We start from the raw sequence: 24,230 nt of genomic DNA, 5'->3' as shown, positions 1-24,230 counted from the left end.
TATATGCTTCACGCAGCATAGCGTTTCCTGAACGCTGCGTACAAAGGCCTATTGTGACAAGAAACAGGGGCAATTGTCAGCCCACAACGCGTAGAAAGTACCGGAATTACAAATAAAAAAGGCACATCAGTCGATGCGCCCTTGTACTTCGTCACATCCCCAAAGGGGAAATCACTTAGTTTACCGCGTCTTTCAGTGCTTTACCTGCACGGAAGCCCGGTACTTTAGCCGCGGCGATGGTGATCTCTTTACCTGTTTGCGGGTTGCGACCAGTACGGGCAGCACGCTCTTTAACGGCAAAAGTACCAAAACCTACCAGCGCTACGTCATCACCTTCTTTCAGAGATTCGGTAACAGAAGCAATAATTGCATCTAACGCACGTCCAGCCGCAGCTTTAGAGATATCAGCCCCTGCAGCAATTTTGTCGATCAGTTGAGATTTATTCACTCTTCTCTTCCTCTTTATAATTTATATCGCACCTGAATCCTTCAAAGTGCGAACGCGCAGCAGTTATATCAGGCCTGCCATGCCCTTACAACACCCGTTAATGATGGCAAGCCTAATCCGTCATCTAAATTAGCTATACAAAAAAAGGCTGGCAAGTCCGAAATGGCCTGCCAGCCCTGTTTTTATTAGTGCTCTTTGCGCGAGGTCACTATTTTGCGGTCACAACCTGCATTCCGGAGGGCTCATTTTGCAACGCGAGCGTCAGAACCTCCTCAATGCGTTTCACCGGATGGATGTCCAGATCGGCAATTACGTTGTCCGGAATCTCTTCCAGGTCACGTTTGTTTTCGTCTGGAATTAAGACCGTTTTAATACCACCACGGTGTGCCGCCAGCAGTTTTTCTTTCAACCCACCAATAGGCAGAACCTGGCCACGCAGGGTGATCTCGCCGGTCATCGCCACGTCGGCGCGAACCGGGTTACCGGTCAGACAAGAAACCAGCGCGGTACACATGGCAATACCCGCACTTGGACCGTCTTTCGGCGTCGCCCCTTCAGGTACGTGAACGTGGATGTCGCGTTTTTCGTAAAAGTCCGGATTAATGCCCAGTTTTTCCGCGCGCGCGCGCACCACGGTCAGCGCAGCCTGAATGGATTCCTGCATGACTTCACCCAGAGAACCGGTGTAGGTCAGCTTACCTTTACCCGGTACGCAAGCGGTTTCGATGGTCAGCAGATCGCCGCCCACTTCCGTCCATGCCAGACCGGTTACCTGACCAACGCGGTTTTCATTGTCCGCGCGGCCATAGTCAAAGCGCTGTACGCCCAGGTAGTCGTGCAGATTGTCGCCATTGATCTCAATATGTTTCAGCGACTTGTCGAGCAGCAGCTGTTTCACCGCTTTACGGCACAGTTTGGAAATTTCACGCTCCAGACTACGCACGCCAGCTTCACGGGTGTAATAACGAATAATGCCCACAATGGCGCTATCGTCGACCGTCAGCTCGCCTTTTTTCAGCGCGTTACGCTCAATCTGTTTCGGCAACAGATGACGTTTAGCAATGTTCAGCTTCTCGTCTTCGGTATACCCGGACAGACGGATCACTTCCATACGATCCAGCAACGGTGCGGGAATATTCATGGAGTTAGAGGTCGCAACGAACATCACGTCGCTGAGATCGTAGTCCACTTCCAGGTAATGATCGCTGAACGCCACGTTCTGCTCTGGATCCAGCACCTCAAGCAGTGCGGAAGCCGGATCGCCACGCATGTCGGAAGACATTTTGTCGATCTCATCAAGCAGGAACAGCGGGTTTTTAACGCCCACTTTAGCCATTTTCTGGATCAGTTTACCCGGCATCGAACCAATATAGGTCCGGCGGTGACCGCGAATTTCAGCTTCATCACGCACGCCACCCAGCGCCATACGGATGTATTTACGTCCGGTTGCTTTAGCGATGGACTGTCCCAGAGAAGTTTTACCTACCCCCGGCGGCCCAACCAGGCACAGGATCGGCCCCTTGATTTTATTCACACGGCTTTGAACCGCGAGATACTCAAGAATACGGTCTTTGACGCGTTCCAGACCGTAATGGTCAGTATCGAGGATTTCCTGAGCCTGACGCAGATCTTTTTTGACCTTGCTACGCGCATTCCACGGCACCTGAACCATCCAGTCGATGTAGCCACGGACTACGGTCGCTTCCGCTGACATCGGAGACATCATTTTCAGCTTCTGCAGTTCTGCTTCCGCTTTCTCTTTTGCCTCTTTCGGCATTTTCGCCGCGTCGATTTTACGCTTCAACGCTTCGTTTTCGTCCGGCGCATCGTCCATCTCGCCGAGCTCTTTCTGAATGGCTTTCATCTGCTCGTTCAGATAGTACTCACGCTGGGATTTTTCCATCTGCTTTTTCACGCGGTTGCGAATACGTTTCTCAACCTGCAGCAGATCGATTTCAGATTCCATCATCGCCATCAGATATTCCAGACGTTCGTTAACGTCGGACATCTCCAGTACGGACTGCTTGTCAGCAAGCTTCAGCGGCATGTGCGCAGCGATGGTGTCCGCCAGACGTGCAGGATCGTCAATGCTGTTCAGCGACGTCAGCACTTCGGGTGGGATTTTCTTGTTCAGCTTGATATAGCCTTCGAACTGGCTGATAGCGGTACGCACCAGCACTTCCTGTTCGCGCTCATCAATAGCAGGCGAGTCAAGGTACTCCGCTTTCGCAGAGAAGTGCTCACCGTTGTCAGACAGCGCTGAAATACGCGCGCGCTGTAACCCCTCGACCAGCACTTTTACGGTGCCGTCAGGCAGTTTCAGCATCTGCAAAATAGAGGCCACGGTCCCGACGGTGAAAAGATCGTTTACACCCGGCTCATCCGTTGACGCTTCTTTCTGAGCAACCAGCATGATTTTTTTATCATGGTCCATAGCCGCTTCCAGACAACGGATAGATTTTTCCCGCCCTACAAATAAGGGTATGACCATGTGCGGATAAACCACCACATCGCGCAACGGCAATACGGGGATTTCAATGCGTTCAGAACGCTCAGGATTCATAGAGCTCTCTCTTAGTTTAGTTTCCGCCAGGTAATCAGGTGGTACGACTGTGCTCCACACCACCTTTAACATGTATGTCAGTATATGGGGATGTTTCCCACACATTCAACGCCATGTTTACGGAAAAATAAAAGGGGAGATAAAATCCCCCCTTATTAATTAAATGTCTGTATGAATTGATGAATTATTCGCCAGATGCCTGCTGCGCTTCCGGCTTACCGTAAATCAGCAATGGCTTGCTCTGGCCGCCAATCACCGACTCATCGATCACCACTTTTTCGACGTCTTCCATAGAAGGCAGATCGTACATAGTGTCAAGCAGTGCGGCTTCGACGATAGAACGCAGACCACGAGCACCGGTTTTACGTGCCATCGCTTTTTTGGCGATCGCATCCAGCGCTTCCTCACGGAATTCCAGATCAACACCTTCAAGATTGAACAGCGCCTGGTACTGCTTGGTCAGGGCGTTTTTCGGCTCTTTCAGGATCTGGATCAGCGCTTCTTCACTCAGTTCGCTCAGCGTCGCTACAACCGGCAGACGCCCGATGAACTCAGGGATCAGACCAAATTTGATCAGATCTTCCGGCTCCACCTGCGACAGCAGTTCACCTTCACTGGCTTTATCAGACTGCGCTTTTACCGTTGCGCCAAAACCAATGCCGGAGCCCGTTTCAACACGGTTAGCAATGACTTTATCCAGACCGGCAAAGGCACCGCCGCAGATAAACAGGATCTTGGAGGTATCAACCTGCAGGAATTCCTGCTGAGGATGTTTACGCCCCCCCTGCGGTGGAACGGCAGCAACCGTACCTTCGATCAGTTTCAACAGCGCCTGCTGTACGCCTTCGCCGGAAACGTCACGGGTAATGGACGGGTTGTCAGACTTACGAGAAATCTTGTCGATTTCATCGATATAGACGATCCCGCGCTGTGCTTTCTGCACGTCGTAATCGCACTTCTGCAGCAGTTTCTGAATAATATTTTCAACATCTTCACCCACATAACCGGCTTCGGTCAGCGTGGTGGCATCGGCCATAGTGAACGGAACGTCCAGCAGGCGTGCCAGCGTTTCAGCCAGCAGCGTTTTACCGGAACCCGTCGGGCCAATCAGCAGGATGTTACTTTTGCCCAACTCGACGCCATTGCTGGTGTCGCCGTTGCGCAGACGTTTGTAATGGTTGTATACCGCGACCGCCAGCACTTTCTTCGCCTGCTCCTGACCGATAACGTAATCGTCCAGGTGGTTGCGAATTTCATGCGGCGTCGGCAGCGCACTGCGTTCACGGTGCGGTGCTACTTCCTTAATCTCTTCGCGAATGATGTCGTTACATAAATCAACACATTCGTCGCAGATATACACGGATGGTCCGGCAATCAGCTTACGCACTTCATGCTGGCTTTTGCCGCAAAAAGAGCAGTACAACAATTTGCCCGAGCCATCTTTGCGTTTATCTGTCATGGGTCAAAACCTCTTCTTTGTTCTTTGTGCCGCACACGACGACGCAAATGCCATTCTCAGGCGCAAGACGCTAGTCAGCGTTGTGCCGCTCCAGGTAATTATAGCGGTACACCTGCGCGCTGGGCATTAATTACGATGGGTCAAAATCGAGTCGACCAGACCGTACTCTACCGCTTCAGAAGCGGAGAGGAAGCGATCGCGCTCGGTATCACGTTCAATCTGCTCAAGAGATTGACCCGTATGATGCGCCATAAGTTCGTTCATGCGCCCTTTTACCTTCAGGATTTCACGGGCATGAATTTCAATATCCGTTGCCTGGCCCTGGTAACCGCCCAGAGGCTGGTGGATCATGACGCGAGAGTTAGGCAGGCAAAAACGTTTACCTTTCGCCCCGGCAGTCAGCAGGAACGCGCCCATTGAGGCCGCCTGACCCATACAAATGGTGCTGACGTCCGGCTTAATAAACTGCATGGTGTCATAGATAGACATCCCGGCAGTGATCACTCCACCAGGGGAGTTGATGTACAGGTAGATATCTTTTTCTGGGTTTTCTGCTTCCAGGAACAGCATCTGCGCCACGATCAGGTTAGCCATATGGTCTTCGACCTGGCCGGTCAGAAAAATGACGCGTTCCTTAAGTAGACGAGAATAGATATCAAAAGAGCGCTCACCACGTGAGGTCTGTTCAATGACCATCGGCACCAGCGCCATATGGGGTGCAAAGTTATCTCGTTCGCCGCTGTATGACATTTCCGTCTCCTGGATAAAATTTGAAAAAACCTGCTGTGCTGATTGTAACCTTATGGACGGATTATCAGCTAGTCCCTCTGTAATGGGTACGACATCGCCATAATTCAAGCATAACAATCTTTTGTTGTAACGCTAACACTGAAACGCTGTTTTCGCACTCTTCCCATGCAAAATCCGTGACAAAAAAAAACCCGCCACCAAAAGGTGACGGGCTTGCGTACGAAATTCGTGCTAAATAAGCGACGAATTACGCCTGCTGGTTCATCAGCTCGTTGAAGGAAGTGGCTTTTTCAGTCACTTTCGCTTTCGCCAGAACGGCTTCAACAGCCTGCTCTTCCAGAGCGACGTTACGCATGTTGTCCATCAGCTCTTTATTTTTGCTGTAGAACTCAACAACTTCTTTCGGATCTTCGTAAGCAGAAGCCATCTCTTCGATCAGGCCTTTAACGCGATCTTCGTCAGCTTTCAGCTCGTTGGTACGAATCACTTCGCCCAGCAGCAGACCTACAACTACGCGACGCTTAGCCTGTTCTTCGAACAGTTCACGCGGCAGTTCCAGAGCTTGTTTTTCGTTGCCGCCAAAACGCTGTGCAGCCTGACGACGCAGAACGTCGATTTCGCTGTCGATCAGAGCAGCCGGAACGTCGATGTCGTTAGCTTTTACCAGACCTTCGATCGCCTGAGACTTAACGCGGTTACGCACAGCGCCTTTCAGCTCGCGTTCCATGTTTTTACGTACTTCAGCGCGCAGACCCGCTACGGAACCATCTTCAACGCCGAAACGTTTGATGAATTCTTCAGTCAGTTCCGGCAGTTCGCGCTCTTCAACTTTCTTCAGGTTGATAACGAACTTAGCGGCTTTACCTTTCAGGTTTTCAGCGTGGTACTCTTCCGGGAAGGTCACATCGATAGTGAACTCTTCGCCAGCTTTGTGGCCTTTAACGCCTTCTTCAAAGCCTGGGATCATACGACCCTGGCCCATCGCCAGTACGAAGTCAGACGCTTTGCCGCCTTCGAACTCTTCGCCGTCTACAGAGCCGGTGAAGTCGATGGTTACACGGTCTTCTGCATCAGCAGCGCCGTCTTTGTCTTTCCAGGTAGCCTGCTGCTTACGCAGGGTGTCCAGCATCACGTCAACGTCAGCGTCGGTGACTTCAACAACCGGTTTTTCAACTTCGATTGCTTCCAGGCCAGTCAGCTCAACTTCCGGGTAAACTTCGAACTCTACCGCGTAAGTAAAATCTTCACCCAGTTTGTATTCGCCCGGAACGTAGTTCGGTGCGCCAGCCGGATTGATTTTTTCTTTGATGATCGCGTCAACGAAGTTGCGGCTCATCAGGTCGCCCAGAACGTCCTGGCGAACAGACGCGCCATAACGCTGAGCAACAACATTCATCGGTACTTTTCCTTTGCGGAAACCGTCAATACGCACTTTCTTCGCTACGTTGACCAGCTCGCTTTTCACAGCGGTCTCGATGCTGTCAGCAGCGATAGTAATCGTTACACGGCGGCCAAGGCCTTGAGTGGTTTCAACTGAAACTTGCATCTTGTTACCTCAAAAAATCACAGTGCTCGGTCAACTCTTCTCCGCAAGCACAGGTTGTTGGCTTCGCGGAACTGGGATGTTCTCATAAGCAATCACATTCCCTGTCGTCAGAATCATCCCGAAGACATTCCGAAAAATAAGACGCGCATTATAGCGGCATCACTTTTATGAGTCGAGAACGGTTATCGCGCGTTGCTGCGGCTTTTTTCACAATTCCCGGCTAATTTTTGTCTGAATACTGTACGACTGCCCCAGAATTCAGACAAAACAAAACGGCCCGCAGGCCGTTTTCACATAATCTGTAGCAACATACTGGAAAAGCGTCGGTTGTTGCAAATCCGTTTTTACGCGATGCTTCCCGCCCCACGACACGGAGGCGATGCAAAAATCGTATCCTGCAACGCTTCCCACTCCTTAATGGTGTAGGTATGCAGGGCAAGTGCATGAACGGTTGTGGAAAGCTCCACCGTTAAGGTGCTGTAAATCATCCGATGACGATTCAGAAAACGCTCACCTGTAAAGCGATCGCTAACCAGCACAACCTTAAAGTGGCTTTCAGAACCTGCCGGGACATTGTGACGATAGCTTTCATCCACAACTTCGAGGAACACGGGTTGGAACGCTGCCCTTAATTTTTCTTCTATTTGCTCACGAATCATCATGAAGTTTTTCCTCCGACAACGCTGAGATGTCACCCATCCCTTTAAATACTAGCCGCTTTTACCGCTTTCATTACACCTTAGCAACAAAAAATTAGCGTTTGTCTGATTTTCTCAGCCAAATGGATGAAGTTCACTAAATCCTCACTTCGATTTATTGCAAAAAGTCCGTTTATGGTCTCCACAAAGACATAAAACTGACAACACAATGAATTTACATGCGTTACCCACTTCCCCTCATCGTTGGCGATGTTATGATGGCGGGAATTTTCTCCAACCATACAATTTAGATTCGCTGAGAGCCCTGGCATGTTTAAAAAAATCCTCGTCCCGTTTGTCGCGCTGTTTATGTTAGCTGGATGCGCAACGCCGCCGACCACTATTGAAGTTTCCCCGAAAATTACCCTGCCACAGCAGGACCCGAGCCTGATGGGTGTGACCGTTAGCATCAACGGTGCCGACCAGCGTCAGGATCAGGCGCTGGCAAAAGTTACCCGTGACAACCAGCTTGTTACCCTGACCGCGTCCCGCGATCTGCGCTTCCTGCTGCAAGAAGTACTGGAAAAACAGATGACCGCACGCGGTTATATGATTGGGCCAAACGGTGCTGTTAACCTGCAAATCATTGTTAGCCAGCTGTATGCAGACGTGTCCCAGGGTAGCGTGCGCTATAACATCGCCACCAAGGCAGACATCGCCATCATTGCGACCGCTGCTAACGGCAACAAGATGACCAAAAACTACCGCGCAAGCTATTCTGTTGAAGGCGCACTGCAGGCCTCTAACAAAAATATCGCTGACGCCGTTAACAGCGTGCTGACCGATACCATCGCTGATATGTCTCAGGACACCAGCGTTCACGATTTCATCAAGCAGAACGCTCGTTAATTTCTGCCCATATGGCCCGGCGTTCGTCGGGCCTATAGAAGCCCATGTCCAGTCATTACTTACGTATTTTTCAGCAACCACGTTCAGCTATCCTGCTCGTACTGGGATTCGCCTCCGGTTTACCACTCGCACTGACCTCGGGTACGCTTCAGGCATGGATGACGGTCGAGAATATCGATCTTAAAACCATCGGTTTCTTTTCTCTGGTCGGCCAGGCCTACGTGTTTAAGTTCCTCTGGTCTCCGCTAATGGACCGCTACACGCCGCCGTTTTTAGGTCGACGCCGTGGTTGGTTGCTGGCAACTCAGGTGCTGTTACTGATTTCTATCGCCGCGATGGGCTTTCTGGAGCCTGGCACGCAGCTACGCTGGATGGCCGCGCTTGCGGTGGTGATCGCGTTTTGCTCGGCATCGCAGGATATCGTCTTTGACGCATGGAAAACCGACGTGCTACCCGCCGAAGAACGCGGTACCGGCGCGGCTATCAGCGTGCTGGGCTATCGTTTAGGGATGCTGGTTTCCGGTGGGCTGGCTCTGTGGATGGCCGACCGCTGGCTGGGCTGGCAAGGAATGTACTGGCTGATGGCGGCGCTGCTGATACCTTGCATCATCGCTACCCTGCTAGCGCCCGAACCGACTGATGCCATTCCGGTGCCCAAAACGCTGGAGCAAGCGGTTGTGGCCCCGCTGCGCGACTTCTTTGGTCGTAACAACGCCTGGCTAATTCTGCTGCTTATCGTTCTGTATAAGCTCGGGGATGCCTTTGCTATGAGCCTGACTACAACCTTTTTAATCCGCGGCGTCGGATTTGATGCGGGTGAAGTTGGCGTGGTGAATAAAACGCTTGGACTGCTGGCAACCATCGTTGGCGCGCTGTACGGCGGGATCCTGATGCAACGCCTTTCGCTGTTTCGCGCATTGCTGATTTTCGGCATCCTGCAGGGGGCGTCAAATGCGGGCTACTGGTTATTGTCCATCACTGACAAACACATGTTCAGTATGGCCGCCGCCGTCTTCTTTGAAAACCTGTGTGGTGGCATGGGTACGGCAGCGTTTGTCGCCTTATTAATGACGCTGTGCAATAAGTCCTTTTCAGCAACCCAGTTCGCTCTGCTCTCCGCGCTTTCCGCCGTTGGTCGCGTTTACGTTGGCCCGGTAGCAGGTTGGTTTGTTGAAGCGCACGGGTGGCCAACGTTTTATTTGTTCTCTGTGTTTGCCGCTATCCCCGGCCTCATACTGCTGCTGGTTTGTCGTCAGACTCTGGAACATAGCTGGCAAAATGAGAGCTTCATTCCGCGCACGGAATTTCGTAGCGCGTACAGCCTGGCATTAATGACGTTGGTTGCGGGCTGCTGTCTGCTGGTGGTTTGGCTGCTGCTATTAACCATGAACGCGCTGGATTACACCAACTTCTCCTTCCTGCCGGAACTGCTGGAAATCTCGGTAGTGGTCGCGGTCTGCGGGGTCGTTTTTGGTGGATTGCTGGATTATCTGGCACTGCGCAAAACCCGCCTGGCGTAAAAATCCACATTAATATCGCCGTTGTAATCACCCTGCGTAATTATAACGGCTAAATAAACAACAATTACTAAAAATATTATTTGTTATTTTGTGCGCCAAAGAATTTGGAAATTATTGACGCCTTTTATATATACTATTTCCCTTACTCGATTCAGCCACTACAGATTTATTTTTTGTTCTTCAATTGTCTTTTTATTGATAATCAATTGTTAAACAATTGTTTTATTTTCGTATTGGTTATACCAATTGCCCTCAGCACGTCTCCCGCTTGCCCGCTTTCGTTATAACGTGATGTTGCAACAGGTTCTTAAAGTCAAAACGACATATATTGCAACATATGTGACATGCCCGGCAGAACCCAGTAACACAGATCCAAGGATGTTTACAGTAATGTAACCTTCCCGTAAAATGCCCTCACACTTTAAACGCCACCCGGTCCCGTGGAATTGAGGTCGTTAAATGAGACTCAGGAAATACAATAAAAGTTTGGGATGGTTGTCATTAATTGCAGGCACTGCATTACTCAGTGGCTGTAATTCTGCGCTGCTTGACCCTAAAGGACAGATTGGACTGGAACAACGTTCACTGATACTGACGGCATTTGGCCTGATGTTGATTGTCGTTATTCCTGCCATCTTGATGGCTGTTGGTTTCGCCTGGAAGTATCGTGCAAGCAATAAAGATGCGAAGTACAGCCCGAACTGGTCACACTCCAATAAAGTGGAAGCTGTGGTCTGGACGGTGCCGATCTTAATCATCATTTTCCTTGCAGTACTGACCTGGAAAACTACTCACGCTCTTGAGCCAAGCAAACCGCTGGCGCATGACGAGAAGCCCATTACCATTGAAGTGGTTTCCATGGACTGGAAATGGTTCTTCATCTATCCGGAACAAGGTATCGCTACCGTGAATGAAATCGCCTTCCCGGCGAATACTCCGGTTGAGTTCAAAGTGACGTCCAACTCCGTGATGAACTCCTTCTTTATCCCGCGTCTGGGTAGCCAGATTTATGCCATGGCCGGTATGCAGACTCGACTGCATCTGATCGCCAACGAAGTCGGTACTTATGATGGTATCTCCGCAAGCTATAGCGGACCAGGCTTCTCCGGTATGAAGTTCAAGGCTATCGCAACAAAGGACCGCGCCGAATTCGACCAATGGGTTGCTAAAGCTAAACAGTCCACGAACACCATGAGCGACATGGCTGCGTTCGAAAAAGTGGCTGTGCCAAGCGAATACAACCAGGTGGAATACTTCTCCAACGTGAAACCAGATTTGTTTAAAGACGTTATTAACAAATTTATGGCTCACGGTAAGAGCATGGACATGACCCAACCCGAAGGTGAGCACAGCGCACACGAAGGAATGGAAGGCATGGACATGAGCCACGCGGAATCCGCTCACTAAGGGGCCGAGGAAGAATACGATGTTCGGAAAATTGACGCTGGATGCAGTGCCGTTCCATGAACCAATTGTCATGGTTACGATCGCTGCCATTATCATCGGTGGTGCGGCCTTACTGGGCCTAATCACTTACTTCGGTAAGTGGACCTACCTGTGGAAAGAGTGGCTAACTTCGGTTGACCACAAACGCCTTGGCATCATGTATGTCATTGTCGCAATCGTCATGTTGATTCGTGGCTTTGCCGACGCCATCATGATGCGTAGTCAGCAAGCGCTGGCTTCTGCAGGTGAAGCGGGCTTCCTGCCACCTCACCACTACGACCAGATCTTCACGGCTCACGGCGTGATTATGATCTTCTTCGTGGCAATGCCATTTGTTATCGGTCTGATGAACCTGGTGGTTCCGCTGCAGATCGGCGCACGTGACGTTGCATTCCCGTTCCTGAACAACCTGAGCTTCTGGTTCACCGTTGTCGGCGTAATCCTGGTTAACCTGTCTCTGGGCGTGGGTGAATTCGCACAGACCGGTTGGCTGGCGTACCCGCCACTCTCGGGAATAGAGTACAGTCCAAGCGTCGGGGTCGATTATTGGATATGGGCAGTCCAGTTGTCCGGTATTGGTACAACCCTAACCGGGATCAACTTCTTTGTGACCATCATTAAGATGCGTGCGCCAGGAATGACCATGTTCAAGATGCCGGTATTTAGCTGGGCATCGCTGTGTGCGAACATCCTGATTATCGCGTCTTTCCCAATCCTGACGGTTACCGTCGCGTTGCTGACCCTGGATCGCTATCTGGGCACCCATTTCTTTACCAACGATATGGGCGGCAACATGATGATGTACATCAACCTGATTTGGGCCTGGGGCCATCCGGAAGTGTACATTCTGGTTCTGCCGGTCTTCGGTGTGTTCTCCGAAATCGCTGCAACCTTCTCACGTAAACGTCTGTTTGGTTACACCTCACTGGTGTGGGCAACCGTCTGTATCACCGTTCTGTCGTTCGTTGTTTGGCTGCACCACTTCTTCACCATGGGTGCAGGCGCTAACGTAAACGCCTTCTTCGGTATTACCACCATGATTATCGCCATCCCGACCGGGGTGAAGATCTTCAACTGGCTGTTCACCATGTACCAGGGTCGTATCGTATTCCACTCAGCGATGCTGTGGACGATTGGCTTTATCGTTACCTTCTCAGTCGGCGGCATGACCGGCGTACTGCTGGCGGTTCCGGGTGCGGACTTCGTGCTGCACAACAGTCTGTTCCTGATTGCGCACTTCCATAACGTTATCATCGGCGGCGTCGTATTTGGATGCTTCGCAGGTATGACCTACTGGTGGCCAAAAGCGTTTGGCTTCACGCTGAACGAAACCTGGGGTAAACGCGCATTCTGGTTCTGGATCATCGGCTTCTTCGTGGCGTTTATGCCGCTGTATGTGCTGGGCTTTATGGGGATGACCCGTCGCCTCAGCCAGCAGATTGACCCGCAGTTCCATCCGATGCTGGTCGTTGCCGCCTGCGGTGCCGCGCTGATTGCATTGGGTATCCTGTGCCAGCTGATTCAGATCTTCGTTTCTATTCGCGACCGCGAGCAGAACCGCGACCTGACCGGTGACCCATGGGGTGGTCGTACGCTGGAGTGGGCAACCTCTTCCCCGCCTCCGTTCTACAACTTTGCCGTTGTGCCGCACGTTCATGAGCGTGATGCCTTCTGGGAAATGAAAGAAAAAGGTGAAGCGTACAAGCAGCCTGCGCACTATGAAGAAATTCATATGCCGAAAAACAGCGGTGCCGGTATCGTCATTACCGCCTTCGCAACACTGTTTGGTTTCGCCATGATCTGGCATATCTGGTGGCTGGCGATTGCAAGCTTCGCAGGCATGATCATCAGCTGGATTGTGAAAAGCTTTGATGAAGACGTGGATTACTACGTGCCGGTCCCGGAAGTCGAAAAACTGGAAAACCAGCATTTCGATGAGATTACTAAGGCAGGGCTGAAAAATGGCAACTGATACTTTAACGCACGCGACTGCCCACGCGCACGAACACGGGCACCACGATGCAGGCCAGACCAAGATCTTCGGATTCTGGGTCTACCTGATGAGCGACTGCATTCTGTTCTCTATTCTGTTTGCAACCTATGCCGTTCTGGTGAACGGCACAGCAGGTGGCCCAACAGGTAAGGACATTTTTGAACTGCCGTTCGTTCTGGTTGAAACATTCCTGCTGTTATTTAGCTCTATTACTTACGGCATGGCGGCGATCGCCATGTACAAGAACAACAAGAGCCAGGTTATCTCCTGGCTGGCGTTGACCTTCTTGTTCGGTGCCGGATTCATCGGGATGGAACTCTATGAATTCCATCACCTGATTGTTAACGGTATGGGCCCGGATCGCAGCGGCTTCCTGTCTGCGTTCTTCGCGCTGGTCGGCACGCACGGTCTGCACGTCACCTCCGGTCTTATCTGGATGGCGGTGCTGATGGTGCAAGTTGCTCGTCGCGGCCTGACCAGTACTAACCGTACCCGCATCATGTGCCTGAGCCTGTTCTGGCACTTCCTGGATGTGGTGTGGATCTGTGTGTTCACTGTTGTTTATCTGATGGGGGCGATGTAATGAGTCATTCTAACGAGAGCGGCGGCGCATCCCATGGCAGCGTAAAAACCTACATGACAGGTTTTATCCTGTCGATAATCCTGACGGTTATTCCGTTCTGGATGGTCATGACAGGTTCTGCCTCTCCTGCCGTCATTCTGGGAACTATTCTGGCAATGGCAGTGGTACAGATTCTGGTGCACCTGGTGTGCTTCCTGCACATGAATAGCAAATCTGATGAAGGTTGGAACATGACAGCCTTTGTCTTTACTGTGCTAATCATCGCCATCCTGGTTGTGGGCTCCATCTGGATTATGTGGAACCTTAACTACAACATGATGATGCACTAAGAGCGGCGATTATGATGTTTAAGCAATACCTGCAAGTAACAAAACCAGGCATCATCTTTGGCAACCTGATCTCGGTGATTGGGGGATTCCTGCTGGCCTCGAAAGGCAGCATTGATTATCCCCTGTTTATCTACACGTTGGTTGGGGTGTCACTGGTTGTGGCGTCGGGTTGTGTATTTAACAACTACATCGACAGGGATATCGACAGGAAGATGGAGAGGACCAAAAACCGTGTGCTGGTTAAAGGTCTGATTTCCCCTGCGGTCTCGCTGGTATACGCCACCCTGCTGGGTATTGCTGGCTTTATGCTGCTGTGGTTTGGCGCGAACCCTCTGGCCTGCTGGCTGGGGGTAATGGGCTTCGTGGTCTATGTGGGCGTCTATAGCCTGTACATGAAGCGCCATTCCGTTTATGGCACGCTGATTGGCTCACTCTCCGGCGCTGCGCCGCCGGTGATTGGCTACTGCGCCGTAACAGGTGAGTTCGATAGCGGTGCGCTGATTCTGCTGGCTATTTTCAGTCTGTGGCAGATGCCGCACTCTTACGCGATTGCGATTTTCCGCTTTAAGGATTATCAGGCAGCCAACATCCCGGTACTGCCGGTGGTGAAAGGTATTTCGGTCGCGAAGAACCATATCACGCTGTACATCGTGGCGTTTGCTATCGCCACGCTGATGCTAACCCTGGGCGGCTATGCTGGTTATAAATACCTGATTGTTGCTGCGGCGGTGAGCGTCTGGTGGTTGGGCATGGCGCTGCGCGGTTATAAAGTGGAAGATGACAGGGTCTGGGCGCGCAAGCTGTTCGGTTTCTCCATCATCGCCATTACCGCGCTTTCCGTGATGATGTCCGTTGACTTTATGGTGCCAAACTCGCAGAACCTGCTGACTTACGTCTGGTAAAGATCTGCTGATACGAAAAGGGTGCCTCCGGCACCCTTTTTTATTGGCAGGGATGTTATTCAGTCATAAAGCCATTTCCCCGCCTTTGCTGACTCTATAATCATCTCTACTGTCAAAGGCTTTAATTCAATTTCAGGAGGATCTTTTTTCCAGAAAGGGTATTCTTGTTCAATATAATTCCTTCCATCAAAGTTCGAATATTCAATATCAAAATGCTCAAATAAATCAGCTAAAAAATCATATGCATCTTCCGGAATAAACTGAAAATCATCCTCCAGGGTCCATTCTTTCGTGACCTGCTTAAGACCAGGCCTAAACCAACGTTCCCTGATTGGGTAATTCTTCATGATGTACTCAATAACTTCAGCTTCATAATTTCTCATCAGAAAGATGTCCAATGTATGCGATCTTTGGGTCGTGCGATGAGGTTGTATTTATCGCGGGTATGTTTTGTCACCGCGAACAAAAGCACGATTAACTGAGCATGCCCGACAAAAGGAACCCAACGGCCTATGTAAGTTGCTATTTGGTTTGTTGGAACCATCTTCAATTTGGAAAACTTCCCCATAGGAGCGTGTAGTCTTAAACCAAACGGGAACCGAGCCCCTTTCAGAAGTTTTCTACATAGAATTGATGCAATACTAGTGCCTGGAGTGTTCGTGGCTGCTGATAGTTTTCCTTTGACAGGAATAAATGGTTGACCGATCAAAACCAGCATAACAGCTTCCGTGGTGATACCTAATGAATCTGCCAACTGCTCAATGAATATCAAATCAAACAGTTCACCCGACGTTACGTTAGCGTGACCATGATACCAATAGGTTCCATTCGCCTCTTCAGTTGTGTCCATTCAATCCCCCATTATGCCGTCTGCCGGTCATTCCATGCGTCGGTATAGATAATGTTCCCGTCGCAATGCTTCCAGGTGATTTTTTCGTAGCGTAATTCTATGGTTTCAAGATGGTTATTATTCATGTCCTCTGGACCAGCCATCGAGGGAGAAACGGAGACAATCCGCACCCCTTCCAGAAACATATTGAAGTATTCAACTTCCTGACCGGCATCATTGATTTTGTACCAACGAATCTCTGCGGACTTAAGATTCTGACCAGAAGCGACAGCTTTGTATAAATACGGGCTAGAGTAGTCAAACTCTTTGACGATCATCATCGGTGAATGTTGGCGTGTGCCTGTTGGCTTGCCTGTACCGTTATCAGTGGGAATAGACAAATTGTGATGAAAGCCTTTAAATTCAATACTGTATTCTCTTCCCTTTACATCACACCCACCCTTAATCAGCGCACCACCATCGTCATAAATCCACATATTGCCCGGAATCGCCATTTTCCTTTTCCCTCTTTCCATTAGAAATAACCACAAAAAGACTACACCTGTAATTATCGCAAGTAAATTAGTCGCAGTTGTAATTATTTCAATTTTCCCACTACACAATTCCACATATCGTAGAGGTTTACCGCACTCCTTCCCCGCTTTACACTAGGCGCGAAATTAATACAGAGGTGGGAATGAACGATTACAAAATGACGCCCGGTGAGTTGCGCGCCACCTGGGGTTTAGGGACCGTATTCTCGTTGCGCATGCTTGGCATGTTTATGGTTCTGCCGGTTCTGACCACGTACGGTATGGCGCTACAGGGTGCCAGTGAAGCGCTAATTGGCCTTGCCATTGGCATTTATGGTCTGGCGCAAGCCGTTTTCCAGATCCCCTTTGGTCTGCTTTCTGACCGCATCGGTCGTAAGCCGCTTATCGTCGGCGGGCTGGCGGTGTTCGTTCTCGGCAGCGTGATTGCCGCCCTCTCCGATTCAATCTGGGGCATTATTCTCGGTCGCGCTTTGCAAGGCTCTGGCGCGATTGCCGCCGCCGTGATGGCGCTGCTTTCCGACTTAACCCGTGAGCAAAACCGTACCAAAGCGATGGCGTTTATCGGCGTCAGCTTTGGTATCACCTTCGCCATTGCGATGGTGCTAGGACCGATCGTTACCCATGCGCTGGGGCTACACGCGCTGTTCTGGATGATTGCAGCTCTTGCAACCACCGGCATCGTGCTAACCATTTGGGTCGTTCCCAATAGCACCAGCCACGTGCTGAACCGCGAATCTGGCATGGTAAAAGACAGCTTCAGCAAAGTGCTGGCGGAGCCCAAACTGCTCAAGCTCAACTTTGGCATCATGTGTCTGCACATTTTGTTGATGTCCACTTTCGTCGCCTTACCGGGCCAACTGGCGAAAGCCGGTTTCCCCGCCGCAGAGCACTGGAAAATTTATCTGGTGACGATGCTGCTGTCCTTTGTTTCCGTGGTGCCGTTCATCATCTACGCAGAAGTGAAGCGGCGGATGAAGCGCGTATTCCTCGCCTGCGTGTTACTGATCCTTATCGCAGAGATTGTATTGTGGAGCGCTAACGTGCGTTTTTGGGGGCTGATTGCGGGCGTTCAGATATTCTTCCTCGCCTTCAACCTGATGGAGGCCCTCCTCCCCTCGCTTATCAGCAAAGAGTCTCCGGCTGGCTATAAAGGCACGGCGATGGGCGTTTACTCCACCAGCCAGTTTCTTGGCGTGGCGATTGGCGGTTCGCTCGGCGGTTGGGTGGTCGAAATGTTTGATGGTCAGGCGGTATTCCTGGCCGGCGCGCTTCTGGCGGCAGTTTGGTTGTTGGTGGCAAGCACAATGAAAGAGCCGCCGTATGTCAGTAGCCTGCGAGTGGAAATCCCACCTGAGATTGCCGCAGATGACACCCTTAAGCAGCGTCTGCTGGCTAAAGAAGGGATAAGCGAAGTGTTAATTGTTGCGAAAGAGCATTCGGCTTACGTGAAAATCGACAGCAAAGTGACGAATCGATTTGAGGTTGAACAGGCCATCAGCCAGGCGTGAAGAGTGCCAGATGGCGACTATCGTTTGATCCAGCCTACAAATAGCGTGTGCAACCTGTAGGCCGGATAAGCGTAGCGCCATCAGGCATTACGACTTAATCGCGGAAGTTCTTAAACTGGAACGGCTGGCCGAGATCGCCGCCGCGAACCAGCGCCATAACGGATTGCAGATCGTCACGCGCCTTGCCGGTCACGCGGATTTCTTCGCCCTGAATTTGCGCCTGCACCTTCAGTTTGCTGTCTTTGATCAGCTTAACGATTTTCTTTTGCACCGCGCTTTCAATGCCCTGTTTCAGCTTAGCTTCAACAAACCAGGTTTTACCGCTATGCACGAAGGTTTCTGGTACGTCCAACGAAGTGCCTTCAATACCACGTTTCAGCAGCTTGGCACGTAAAATATCCAGCAGCTGATTGACCTGGAAATCAGACTCGCTTAGCACCTTAATCGTCTTATTCGACTCGTTCAGCTCAAAAGTCGCTTCAACGCCACGAAAATCAAAGCGTGACTCCACTTCACGGCTGGCGTTATCTACCGCGTTACGGGCTTCCTGAAGATCAACTTCAGAAACAATATCGAAAGATGGCATCTTTTCCTCTCCCTTCATTTTTGATGCGAAGCATAATACCTGCAAAGTTACACAACAGACAGCGCTATACTAGGCTGTATCCTTTAATTGTACGTGGTACTGATACCTGCGAACAATAATGGGGTACGGCCGATATGGATTAACACCTGGTGATGTTGCAGGTGAGGAGGAAGAATGAAAATTACCGTACTGGGATGTGGAGCGTTAGGACAGCTTTGGCTAACCACGCTGTGCAAACATGGACATGAGGTTCAGGGGTGGCTACGCGTACCGCAACCCTATTGCAGCGTTAACCTGATCGACACGGATGGGTCAGTATTCAATGAATCCCTGACGGCAAACGACCCCGATTTTTTGGCGAAAAGCGACCTGTTGCTTGTCACTCTGAAAGCCTGGCAGGTTTCTGATGCGGTCAAAGGCCTGGCCTCCATTCTGCCTGACACCACTCCCATTCTGCTGATTCACAACGGTATGGGGACGATTGAAGAGTTGCATAACATTAAGCAACCTCTATTGATGGGCACCACAACCCACGCGGCACGCCGTGACGGGAACGTGATCATTCATGTCGCTCAGGGAACAACGCGCATTGGTCCGGCGCGTGAACAAGACGGTGATTTCAGTTATCTGGCTGAAGTCCTGCAAGAGGTGCTGCCGGACGTCGCCTGGCACAACAATATTCGCGCTGAGTTGTGGCGCAAGCTGGCCGTCAACTGCGTCATTAACCCGCTGACCGCATTATGGGATTGCTCGAATGGAGAGTTACGCCATCATCCTGAAAAAATAGCACTCATCTGCGAGGAGGTGGCGGCGGTCATTGAACGCGAAGGCCACCACACATCAGCAGATGATTTACGCTATTATGTTGAGCAAGTGATTGACAGTACGGCGGAAAATATCTCATCAATGCTGCAAGACATACATGCCCTGCGCCATACTGAGATCGACTACATTACCGGTTATTTGTTAAAACGCGCCCGCGCGCACGGCATCGCCGTCCCGGAAAATGCCCGCCTGTTTGAAATGGTTAAGAGAAAGGAAAGTGAGTATGAGCGCTCAAGCACTGGTATGTCTCGCCCCTGGTAGTGAAGAGACCGAAGCGGTCACCACTATCGATCTGCTGGTTCGCGGCGGAATTAAGGTCACGACTGCAAGCGTTGCCAGCGATGGCAGCCTGACGATCGTGTGCTCACGCGGAGTAAAACTACTGGCGGATGCACCATTAGTGGAAGTTGCTGACGGGGATTTCGACATTATCGTGCTGCCCGGCGGTATTAAAGGCGCCGAGTGTTTTCGCGACAGCCCTCTGCTTGTCGAAACCGTGAAACAGTTTCATCGCTCCGGGCGCATTGTCGCGGCAATTTGCGCCGCTGCCGCCACAGTCCTCGTCCCACACGATATTTTTCCCATCGGTAACATGACCGGTTTTCCGGCGCTGAAAGACAATATTCCCACTGACCAGTGGCAGGATAAGCGCGTCGTATGGGATCCGCGCGTCAATCTGTTAACCAGCCAGGGACCGGGAACCTCAATCGATTTCGGTTTAAAAATCATTGATCTCCTGGTGAGTCGCGAAAAAGCTTACGAAGTGGCATCACAACTGGTGATGGCTGCAGGAATTTATAACTACTACGAGTAATCTTCAGGCCACTCGCATTCAAGGAATTATGATGAAAGGATATCTGAGCGGAGTGGCTTTACTGCTCCTTTCCGGCTACGCCAGTGCGACTCAACTTGAAATTGAGAGCCTTGAGTATCGCTATCCCGCAAGCACTGAGATGCAATATAGCGTGCCGTGGTTTACCTCAACGGATAACCCACAGGTTGCAAAACGCATTAACGATTATATTTTCACAAGCTTTATCAATCAGCTACCGGGAAATAATCCACGAGCGACCGTGAATCAGTTTGCGAAATCAGAGATGAATCCCACCGCAAACCTTGACTACACGGTTGAGTATCGCGACGCCAAAGTGTTGACCCTCAACATGTTTGTCGAAGGCTGCGGGGCGTATTGCGAGTCGTACAATGTACCGATCAGCTTCGATTTAGCCAACGGCGCGACAATTACCCTTAACGACCTCTTTTCCCGCTCCACGATGACCGAGTTGAACACCCGCATCAGAAAAGATATCCGTAGCCAAATTGATACCTTTGTTGCCGCACAGAAATCACAAAAGCCGGAGCAAATAAAAGAAGACGGTGGAGATTCTGGCTTTGCCGAATTCTACGCATCGTGTGCAACCTACACCGACGGTCTGTACTACATCGACAAATTCTCTCTGCAAAAAGACCATCTGGCTTTCCTGAACGGACGTTGTAGCAACCACGCCAATCGCGCGGGTGACGAACTGGGCGATTTCACCACGAAAATCCCGATCGTAGAACTGCATGATCAGCTCACGCCTTACGGCCAGTATCTGACTACCGCAAAGAGATCTACACCGGTTTCGCCAGCGCCCGGCATTGACGGCAAGGTGATGTACGGCACGTTGGGAAAAAGCATGCGTATTGTGTTGAAGGTCGACTGCAAATACGGTGATTTTTTTGAAGGGGCTTACTTTTACCAGAAATTTGGCGCACCGATTGAATTAAACGGTAAATGCGACACAGCCGACAATCAACATTATGTACTGAAGACCTCTGCCGCTGAACAATCGGAAGAGAAGATAACGCTGGAGTTAAAAGGCGGCGTCTATCAGGGTGTCTGGGAGTCGAACGGGAAAAAGCTCCCCATCCGTTTTGAATAATATTGTTATATTGCCGGATGGCAGCATAAACAATTTATCAGGCCTACAAAACATACCGCTTGCAGGCCTGATAAGCGCAGCACCCTCAGGCAAAAGTCACTACGGGCGATATACCTTCACGTTTTCAAAGCCCTGCTCGCGCAGATACAGCGCCTGCAGACGGCTCATCACTCCGCGTTCACACCACAGCAGCCAGGTTTTACTCTGGTCCAGATCGCCAAATTTGGTGCTCAGTTTGTAGAACGGCAGAGAAACGACGTCCACACCGTCAACCTTCAGCGGTTTGTCATCCTGTTCATCCACAGAGCGGATATCCAGAATCACATCGTTCGGGCCGAAGCCGCTCACGGTTTCCACTTCCACCACGGTCTGCTGCGTCTGCTGGGCGATATCACGAATATCGATATTGTTCGCTTCTTCAACCACTTTATCGAGGATAGAGAAATCGAAGTTTTCTTCTTCGGCCTCAATCTTCGCTTTAATCGCTTTCACCGTCGGGCTTTTTGAAATCACACCGCAGTATTCCGGCATGGTACGGGCAAAGTCCTCAGTACCAATTTCACGCGCCAGATTAATGATGTGCTCCTTATCATGGGAGATAAGCGGGCGCAGGATCAGAGTGTCAGAAACGTTATCGATCAGGCGCAGGTTGGTCAGCGTCTGGCTGGACACCTGGCCCAGCGCTTCACCGGTTACCAGCGCCTGTACGCCGTAGCGCTCAGCGACTTTCGACGCTGCACGAACCATCATACGTTTAAGGACCACGCCCATCTGACCGTCGTCGACTTTCTCCAGGATCTCGCCAACCACCGGCTCAAAGTTGATCGCGACAAAACGCACGCGATGCGAGCTACCAAAGCGGTTCCACAGATAATGCGCCACCTGACGAACGCCGATTTCATGCGCTGCGCCGCCGAGATTAAAGAAGCAGTAGTGCACACGGCAGCCGCGACGCATCAGCATATAGCTGGACACGCCGGAGTCGAAACCACCGGAAATCAGCGACAGTACATCTTCCTGCGTCCCGATCGGGAAACCGCCAATACCTTCATAGCGGCCTTTAACCAGCAGCAGACGGTCGTTTTCGATTTCAAGATTAACCGTCACGTCCGGCTTCGTCAGCTTCACGCGCGCGGATTCAATATGCTGGTTCAGTCCACCGCCAACATAGCGTTCCACCTCAATAGAGCTAAACTCATGCTTACCGCGACGCTTAACGCGTACGCAGAAGGTTTTGCCTTCCAGTTGATCGCGATACTGCACCAGCGCTTTCTCGAAAATATCGTGCATATCGGTAAACGGCACGTCTTCAACTTCGAGAATATGGTGGATCCCCGGAATACGGGTCAGCGCGTCGCGAATATCCAGGCGCTGGCTTTCATCTTTAGCGCGAACCTCAACGTGATCCCAGTGGCGGACAACGGCAAGGTCTTCATCATAGTGCTTTAAAACGTTACGAATGTTCCCTGTCAGAATTTTTATAAAGCGCAAACGCACAGATTGGCTTTTGATGGTGATTTCTGGGAACAATTTAATGATAAACTTCATGGCGGCAATGGTTCTTTGGCAAGTCTGAATGACTTGTAATGGAAAAAAATACAGCAGCCCATACCCTGCGGCTGCATCCAGGCGCGCAAGTATACCACCATCATGGTCATCCTGTGCACATCGCCTTACCATTGTGCGTTATTTGCTTATCAGTGCGAGTCCGTTACCATAGCCTTGTGCTGCCAATACAGAGAGTCAGACATTCATTATGCCGAAGAAAAATGAAGCGCCAGCCAGTTTTGAAACAGCGCTGAGCGACCTGGAACAGATTGTTACCCGTCTGGAAAGCGGCGACCTGCCGCTGGAAGAAGCGCTGAACGAATTTGAACGTGGCGTACAGTTAGCACGTCAGGGACAGGTCAAGTTGCAACAGGCTGAACAGCGCGTACAAATCCTGCTGTCAGATACTGAAGACGCCGCCCTTACGCCTTTCACACCGGATAATGAGTAAATGGATTTTACGCAGCAGCTACAGGCTTGCGTTGAGCAGGCCAACCAGGCACTGAGCCGTTTTATCGCGCCATTGCCCTTTCAGAACACTCCCGTGGTCGAAACCATGCAATATGGCGCATTATTAGGCGGTAAACGTCTGCGCCCGTTTCTGGTGTATGCGACCGGTCAGATGTTTGGCGTCAGCCTGAGTACGCTTGATGCTCCCGCTGCCGCCGTCGAGTGTATCCATGCCTATTCGCTGATGCACGATGACTTACCCGCGATGGACGACGATGACCTGCGCCGCGGTCTGCCGACCTGCCACGTAAAATTTGGCGAGGCTAATGCGATCCTGGCCGGAGATGCGCTACAGACGCTGGCGTTCTCCATTATCAGCGACGCCCCGATGCCGGAAGTTTCTGACCGTGACCGCATCGCGATGATCTCGGAACTGGCCCAGGCCAGCGGTATCGCCGGTATGTGCGGCGGTCAGGCGTTGGATCTGGACGCTGAAGGCCATCAGGTAGAATTGGATGCGCTGGAGCGTATTCACCGCCATAAAACCGGGGCATTGATTCGCGCTGCCGTGCGTCTGGGTGCGTTAAGCGCTGGCGATAAAGGGCGAGAATGCCTGGCAATACTCGACAAGTACGCTGAAAGCATCGGTCTGGCCTTCCAGGTTCAGGATGACATCCTGGATGTGGTAGGCGATACTGCAACATTGGGTAAACGTCAGGGTGCTGACCAGCAGCTTGGCAAAAGTACCTATCCTGCACTTCTGGGTCTTGAGCAAGCCCAGAATAAAGCCCGGGATTTAATTGAGGATGCCCGCCAGTCGCTAAGTTTGCTGGCCGCACAGTCACTCGATACCTCGGCACTGGAAGCGCTAGCGGACTACATAATCCAGCGTGATAAATAAACCAACATATCCCATGAG

Annotated in this window: 24 protein-coding genes; 13 read left to right on the top strand and 11 right to left on the bottom strand. The window is 51.1% G+C overall.

Features of this window, described 5'->3' with window-relative positions; all coding sequences use genetic code 11:
* Nucleotides 1–175: 175 nt before the first annotated feature.
* From hupB to bolA, 6 genes are all read right to left on the bottom strand, one after another.
* Complete coding sequence (gene hupB, locus OGV38_RS04685; RefSeq protein ID WP_219352570.1) at nucleotides 176–466, bottom strand: nucleoid-associated protein HU-beta; 291 nt, start codon at nucleotides 464–466, stop codon at nucleotides 176–178.
* A gap of 190 nt (nucleotides 467–656) precedes the next feature.
* Nucleotides 657–3,011: an endopeptidase La gene (gene lon / locus OGV38_RS04680; RefSeq protein ID WP_016152052.1), complete on the bottom strand. Its 2,355-nt coding sequence runs from the start codon at nucleotides 3,009–3,011 to the stop codon at nucleotides 657–659.
* A 184-nt stretch (nucleotides 3,012–3,195) separates the two neighbouring features.
* Nucleotides 3,196–4,470, bottom strand: a complete 1,275-nt coding sequence (clpX, locus tag OGV38_RS04675) for an ATP-dependent protease ATP-binding subunit ClpX (protein WP_003831013.1) — start codon at nucleotides 4,468–4,470, stop codon at nucleotides 3,196–3,198.
* Between the two features lie 126 nt (nucleotides 4,471–4,596).
* Complete coding sequence (gene clpP / locus OGV38_RS04670; protein ID WP_003021624.1) at nucleotides 4,597–5,220, bottom strand: ATP-dependent Clp endopeptidase proteolytic subunit ClpP; 624 nt, start codon at nucleotides 5,218–5,220, stop codon at nucleotides 4,597–4,599.
* A gap of 247 nt (nucleotides 5,221–5,467) precedes the next feature.
* Nucleotides 5,468–6,766 carry a trigger factor gene (tig, locus tag OGV38_RS04665; RefSeq protein ID WP_003021622.1) on the bottom strand — a complete coding sequence of 433 codons (1,299 nt, stop codon included), beginning with the start codon at nucleotides 6,764–6,766 and terminating at the stop codon, nucleotides 5,468–5,470.
* 344 nt (nucleotides 6,767–7,110) lie between these two features.
* Nucleotides 7,111–7,428: a transcriptional regulator BolA gene (gene bolA / locus OGV38_RS04660; RefSeq protein WP_016152051.1), complete on the bottom strand. Its 318-nt coding sequence runs from the start codon at nucleotides 7,426–7,428 to the stop codon at nucleotides 7,111–7,113.
* A gap of 306 nt (nucleotides 7,429–7,734) precedes the next feature.
* On the opposite strand from bolA, the gene OGV38_RS04655 reads away from it, so the two are divergent.
* From OGV38_RS04655 to cyoE, 7 genes are all read left to right on the top strand, one after another.
* Nucleotides 7,735–8,313, top strand: a complete 579-nt coding sequence (locus OGV38_RS04655) for a lipoprotein (RefSeq protein ID WP_016152050.1) — start codon at nucleotides 7,735–7,737, stop codon at nucleotides 8,311–8,313.
* 44 nt (nucleotides 8,314–8,357) lie between these two features.
* The gene (gene ampG / locus OGV38_RS04650; protein WP_200010472.1) at nucleotides 8,358–9,833 is read left to right on the top strand and encodes a muropeptide MFS transporter AmpG; all 1,476 of its coding nucleotides are present in this window, start codon (nucleotides 8,358–8,360) and stop codon (nucleotides 9,831–9,833) included.
* A 459-nt stretch (nucleotides 9,834–10,292) separates the two neighbouring features.
* Entirely contained in the window at nucleotides 10,293–11,240 is a 948-nt protein-coding gene (gene cyoA / locus OGV38_RS04645; protein ID WP_003847580.1) for a cytochrome o ubiquinol oxidase subunit II, read from the top strand.
* Between the two features lie 19 nt (nucleotides 11,241–11,259).
* Nucleotides 11,260–13,251: a cytochrome o ubiquinol oxidase subunit I gene (gene cyoB / locus OGV38_RS04640; protein ID WP_003831008.1), complete on the top strand. Its 1,992-nt coding sequence runs from the start codon at nucleotides 11,260–11,262 to the stop codon at nucleotides 13,249–13,251.
* A complete protein-coding gene (locus OGV38_RS04635) occupies nucleotides 13,241–13,855 on the top strand; it encodes a cytochrome o ubiquinol oxidase subunit III (protein WP_003831007.1) in 615 nt (204 codons plus the stop codon). Before cyoB ends, OGV38_RS04635 begins: the two co-directional genes overlap by 11 nt.
* Nucleotides 13,855–14,184 carry a cytochrome o ubiquinol oxidase subunit IV gene (locus OGV38_RS04630; RefSeq protein ID WP_003831006.1) on the top strand — a complete coding sequence of 110 codons (330 nt, stop codon included), beginning with the start codon at nucleotides 13,855–13,857 and terminating at the stop codon, nucleotides 14,182–14,184. The genes OGV38_RS04635 and OGV38_RS04630 overlap by 1 nt, the downstream gene beginning before the upstream one ends.
* An 11-nt stretch (nucleotides 14,185–14,195) precedes the next feature.
* Complete coding sequence (gene cyoE, locus OGV38_RS04625) at nucleotides 14,196–15,086, top strand: heme o synthase (protein WP_003831005.1); 891 nt, start codon at nucleotides 14,196–14,198, stop codon at nucleotides 15,084–15,086.
* A gap of 59 nt (nucleotides 15,087–15,145) precedes the next feature.
* Here cyoE and OGV38_RS04620 read toward each other — a convergent pair whose 3' ends face one another.
* The 3 genes from OGV38_RS04620 to OGV38_RS04610 are packed head-to-tail and all read right to left on the bottom strand — an operon-like array spanning nucleotide 15,146 to nucleotide 16,430.
* The gene (locus OGV38_RS04620; RefSeq protein WP_016152048.1) at nucleotides 15,146–15,469 is read right to left on the bottom strand and encodes a DUF1493 family protein; all 324 of its coding nucleotides are present in this window, start codon (nucleotides 15,467–15,469) and stop codon (nucleotides 15,146–15,148) included.
* Entirely contained in the window at nucleotides 15,469–15,936 is a 468-nt protein-coding gene (locus tag OGV38_RS04615) for an STM2901 family protein (RefSeq protein ID WP_155574023.1), read from the bottom strand. Before OGV38_RS04615 ends, OGV38_RS04620 begins: the two co-directional genes overlap by 1 nt.
* Nucleotides 15,937–15,947: 11 nt before the next feature.
* Nucleotides 15,948–16,430, bottom strand: coding sequence for an Hcp family type VI secretion system effector (locus OGV38_RS04610; RefSeq protein ID WP_016155861.1), 483 nt, complete (start codon nucleotides 16,428–16,430; stop codon nucleotides 15,948–15,950).
* Between the two features lie 182 nt (nucleotides 16,431–16,612).
* Between OGV38_RS04610 and OGV38_RS04605 the strand changes: the two genes are divergently transcribed.
* Entirely contained in the window at nucleotides 16,613–17,977 is a 1,365-nt protein-coding gene (locus OGV38_RS04605; protein WP_047416889.1) for an MFS transporter, read from the top strand.
* Between the two features lie 94 nt (nucleotides 17,978–18,071).
* Here the strand turns inward: OGV38_RS04605 and OGV38_RS04600 are convergent, their stop codons facing one another.
* A complete protein-coding gene (locus OGV38_RS04600; protein ID WP_003831002.1) occupies nucleotides 18,072–18,563 on the bottom strand; it encodes a YajQ family cyclic di-GMP-binding protein in 492 nt (163 codons plus the stop codon).
* Nucleotides 18,564–18,737: 174 nt separating this feature from the next.
* Between OGV38_RS04600 and panE the strand changes: the two genes are divergently transcribed.
* The 3 genes from panE to OGV38_RS04585 are packed head-to-tail and all read left to right on the top strand — an operon-like array spanning nucleotide 18,738 to nucleotide 21,313.
* On the top strand, nucleotides 18,738–19,649 hold the full coding sequence (panE, locus tag OGV38_RS04595) for a 2-dehydropantoate 2-reductase (RefSeq protein WP_047416891.1): 912 nt from the start codon (nucleotides 18,738–18,740) through the stop codon (nucleotides 19,647–19,649).
* Nucleotides 19,612–20,202, top strand: a complete 591-nt coding sequence (gene yajL, locus OGV38_RS04590; RefSeq protein WP_016155859.1) for a protein deglycase YajL — start codon at nucleotides 19,612–19,614, stop codon at nucleotides 20,200–20,202. The genes panE and yajL overlap by 38 nt, the downstream gene beginning before the upstream one ends.
* Nucleotides 20,203–20,233: 31 nt before the next feature.
* Nucleotides 20,234–21,313: a hypothetical protein gene (locus OGV38_RS04585; RefSeq protein WP_353622390.1), complete on the top strand. Its 1,080-nt coding sequence runs from the start codon at nucleotides 20,234–20,236 to the stop codon at nucleotides 21,311–21,313.
* Between the two features lie 99 nt (nucleotides 21,314–21,412).
* Here OGV38_RS04585 and thiI read toward each other — a convergent pair whose 3' ends face one another.
* Nucleotides 21,413–22,861, bottom strand: a complete 1,449-nt coding sequence (gene thiI / locus OGV38_RS04580) for a tRNA uracil 4-sulfurtransferase ThiI (RefSeq protein ID WP_005125147.1) — start codon at nucleotides 22,859–22,861, stop codon at nucleotides 21,413–21,415.
* A 208-nt stretch (nucleotides 22,862–23,069) separates the two neighbouring features.
* Between thiI and xseB the strand changes: the two genes are divergently transcribed.
* Together xseB and ispA are read left to right on the top strand one after the other, a co-directional pair.
* The gene (xseB, locus tag OGV38_RS04575; RefSeq protein WP_016152040.1) at nucleotides 23,070–23,312 is read left to right on the top strand and encodes an exodeoxyribonuclease VII small subunit; all 243 of its coding nucleotides are present in this window, start codon (nucleotides 23,070–23,072) and stop codon (nucleotides 23,310–23,312) included.
* On the top strand, nucleotides 23,313–24,212 hold the full coding sequence (ispA, locus tag OGV38_RS04570; RefSeq protein ID WP_016152039.1) for a (2E,6E)-farnesyl diphosphate synthase: 900 nt from the start codon (nucleotides 23,313–23,315) through the stop codon (nucleotides 24,210–24,212).
* The last annotated feature ends 18 nt before the right edge of the window (nucleotides 24,213–24,230 follow it).

Origin of the sequence: Citrobacter sp. Cb080 (assembly GCF_030334745.1) — a bacterium.
In the GTDB taxonomy this organism is placed as follows: domain Bacteria; phylum Pseudomonadota; class Gammaproteobacteria; order Enterobacterales; family Enterobacteriaceae; genus Citrobacter; species Citrobacter braakii.
This window is presented reverse-complemented; position numbering and strand designations above follow the sequence as displayed.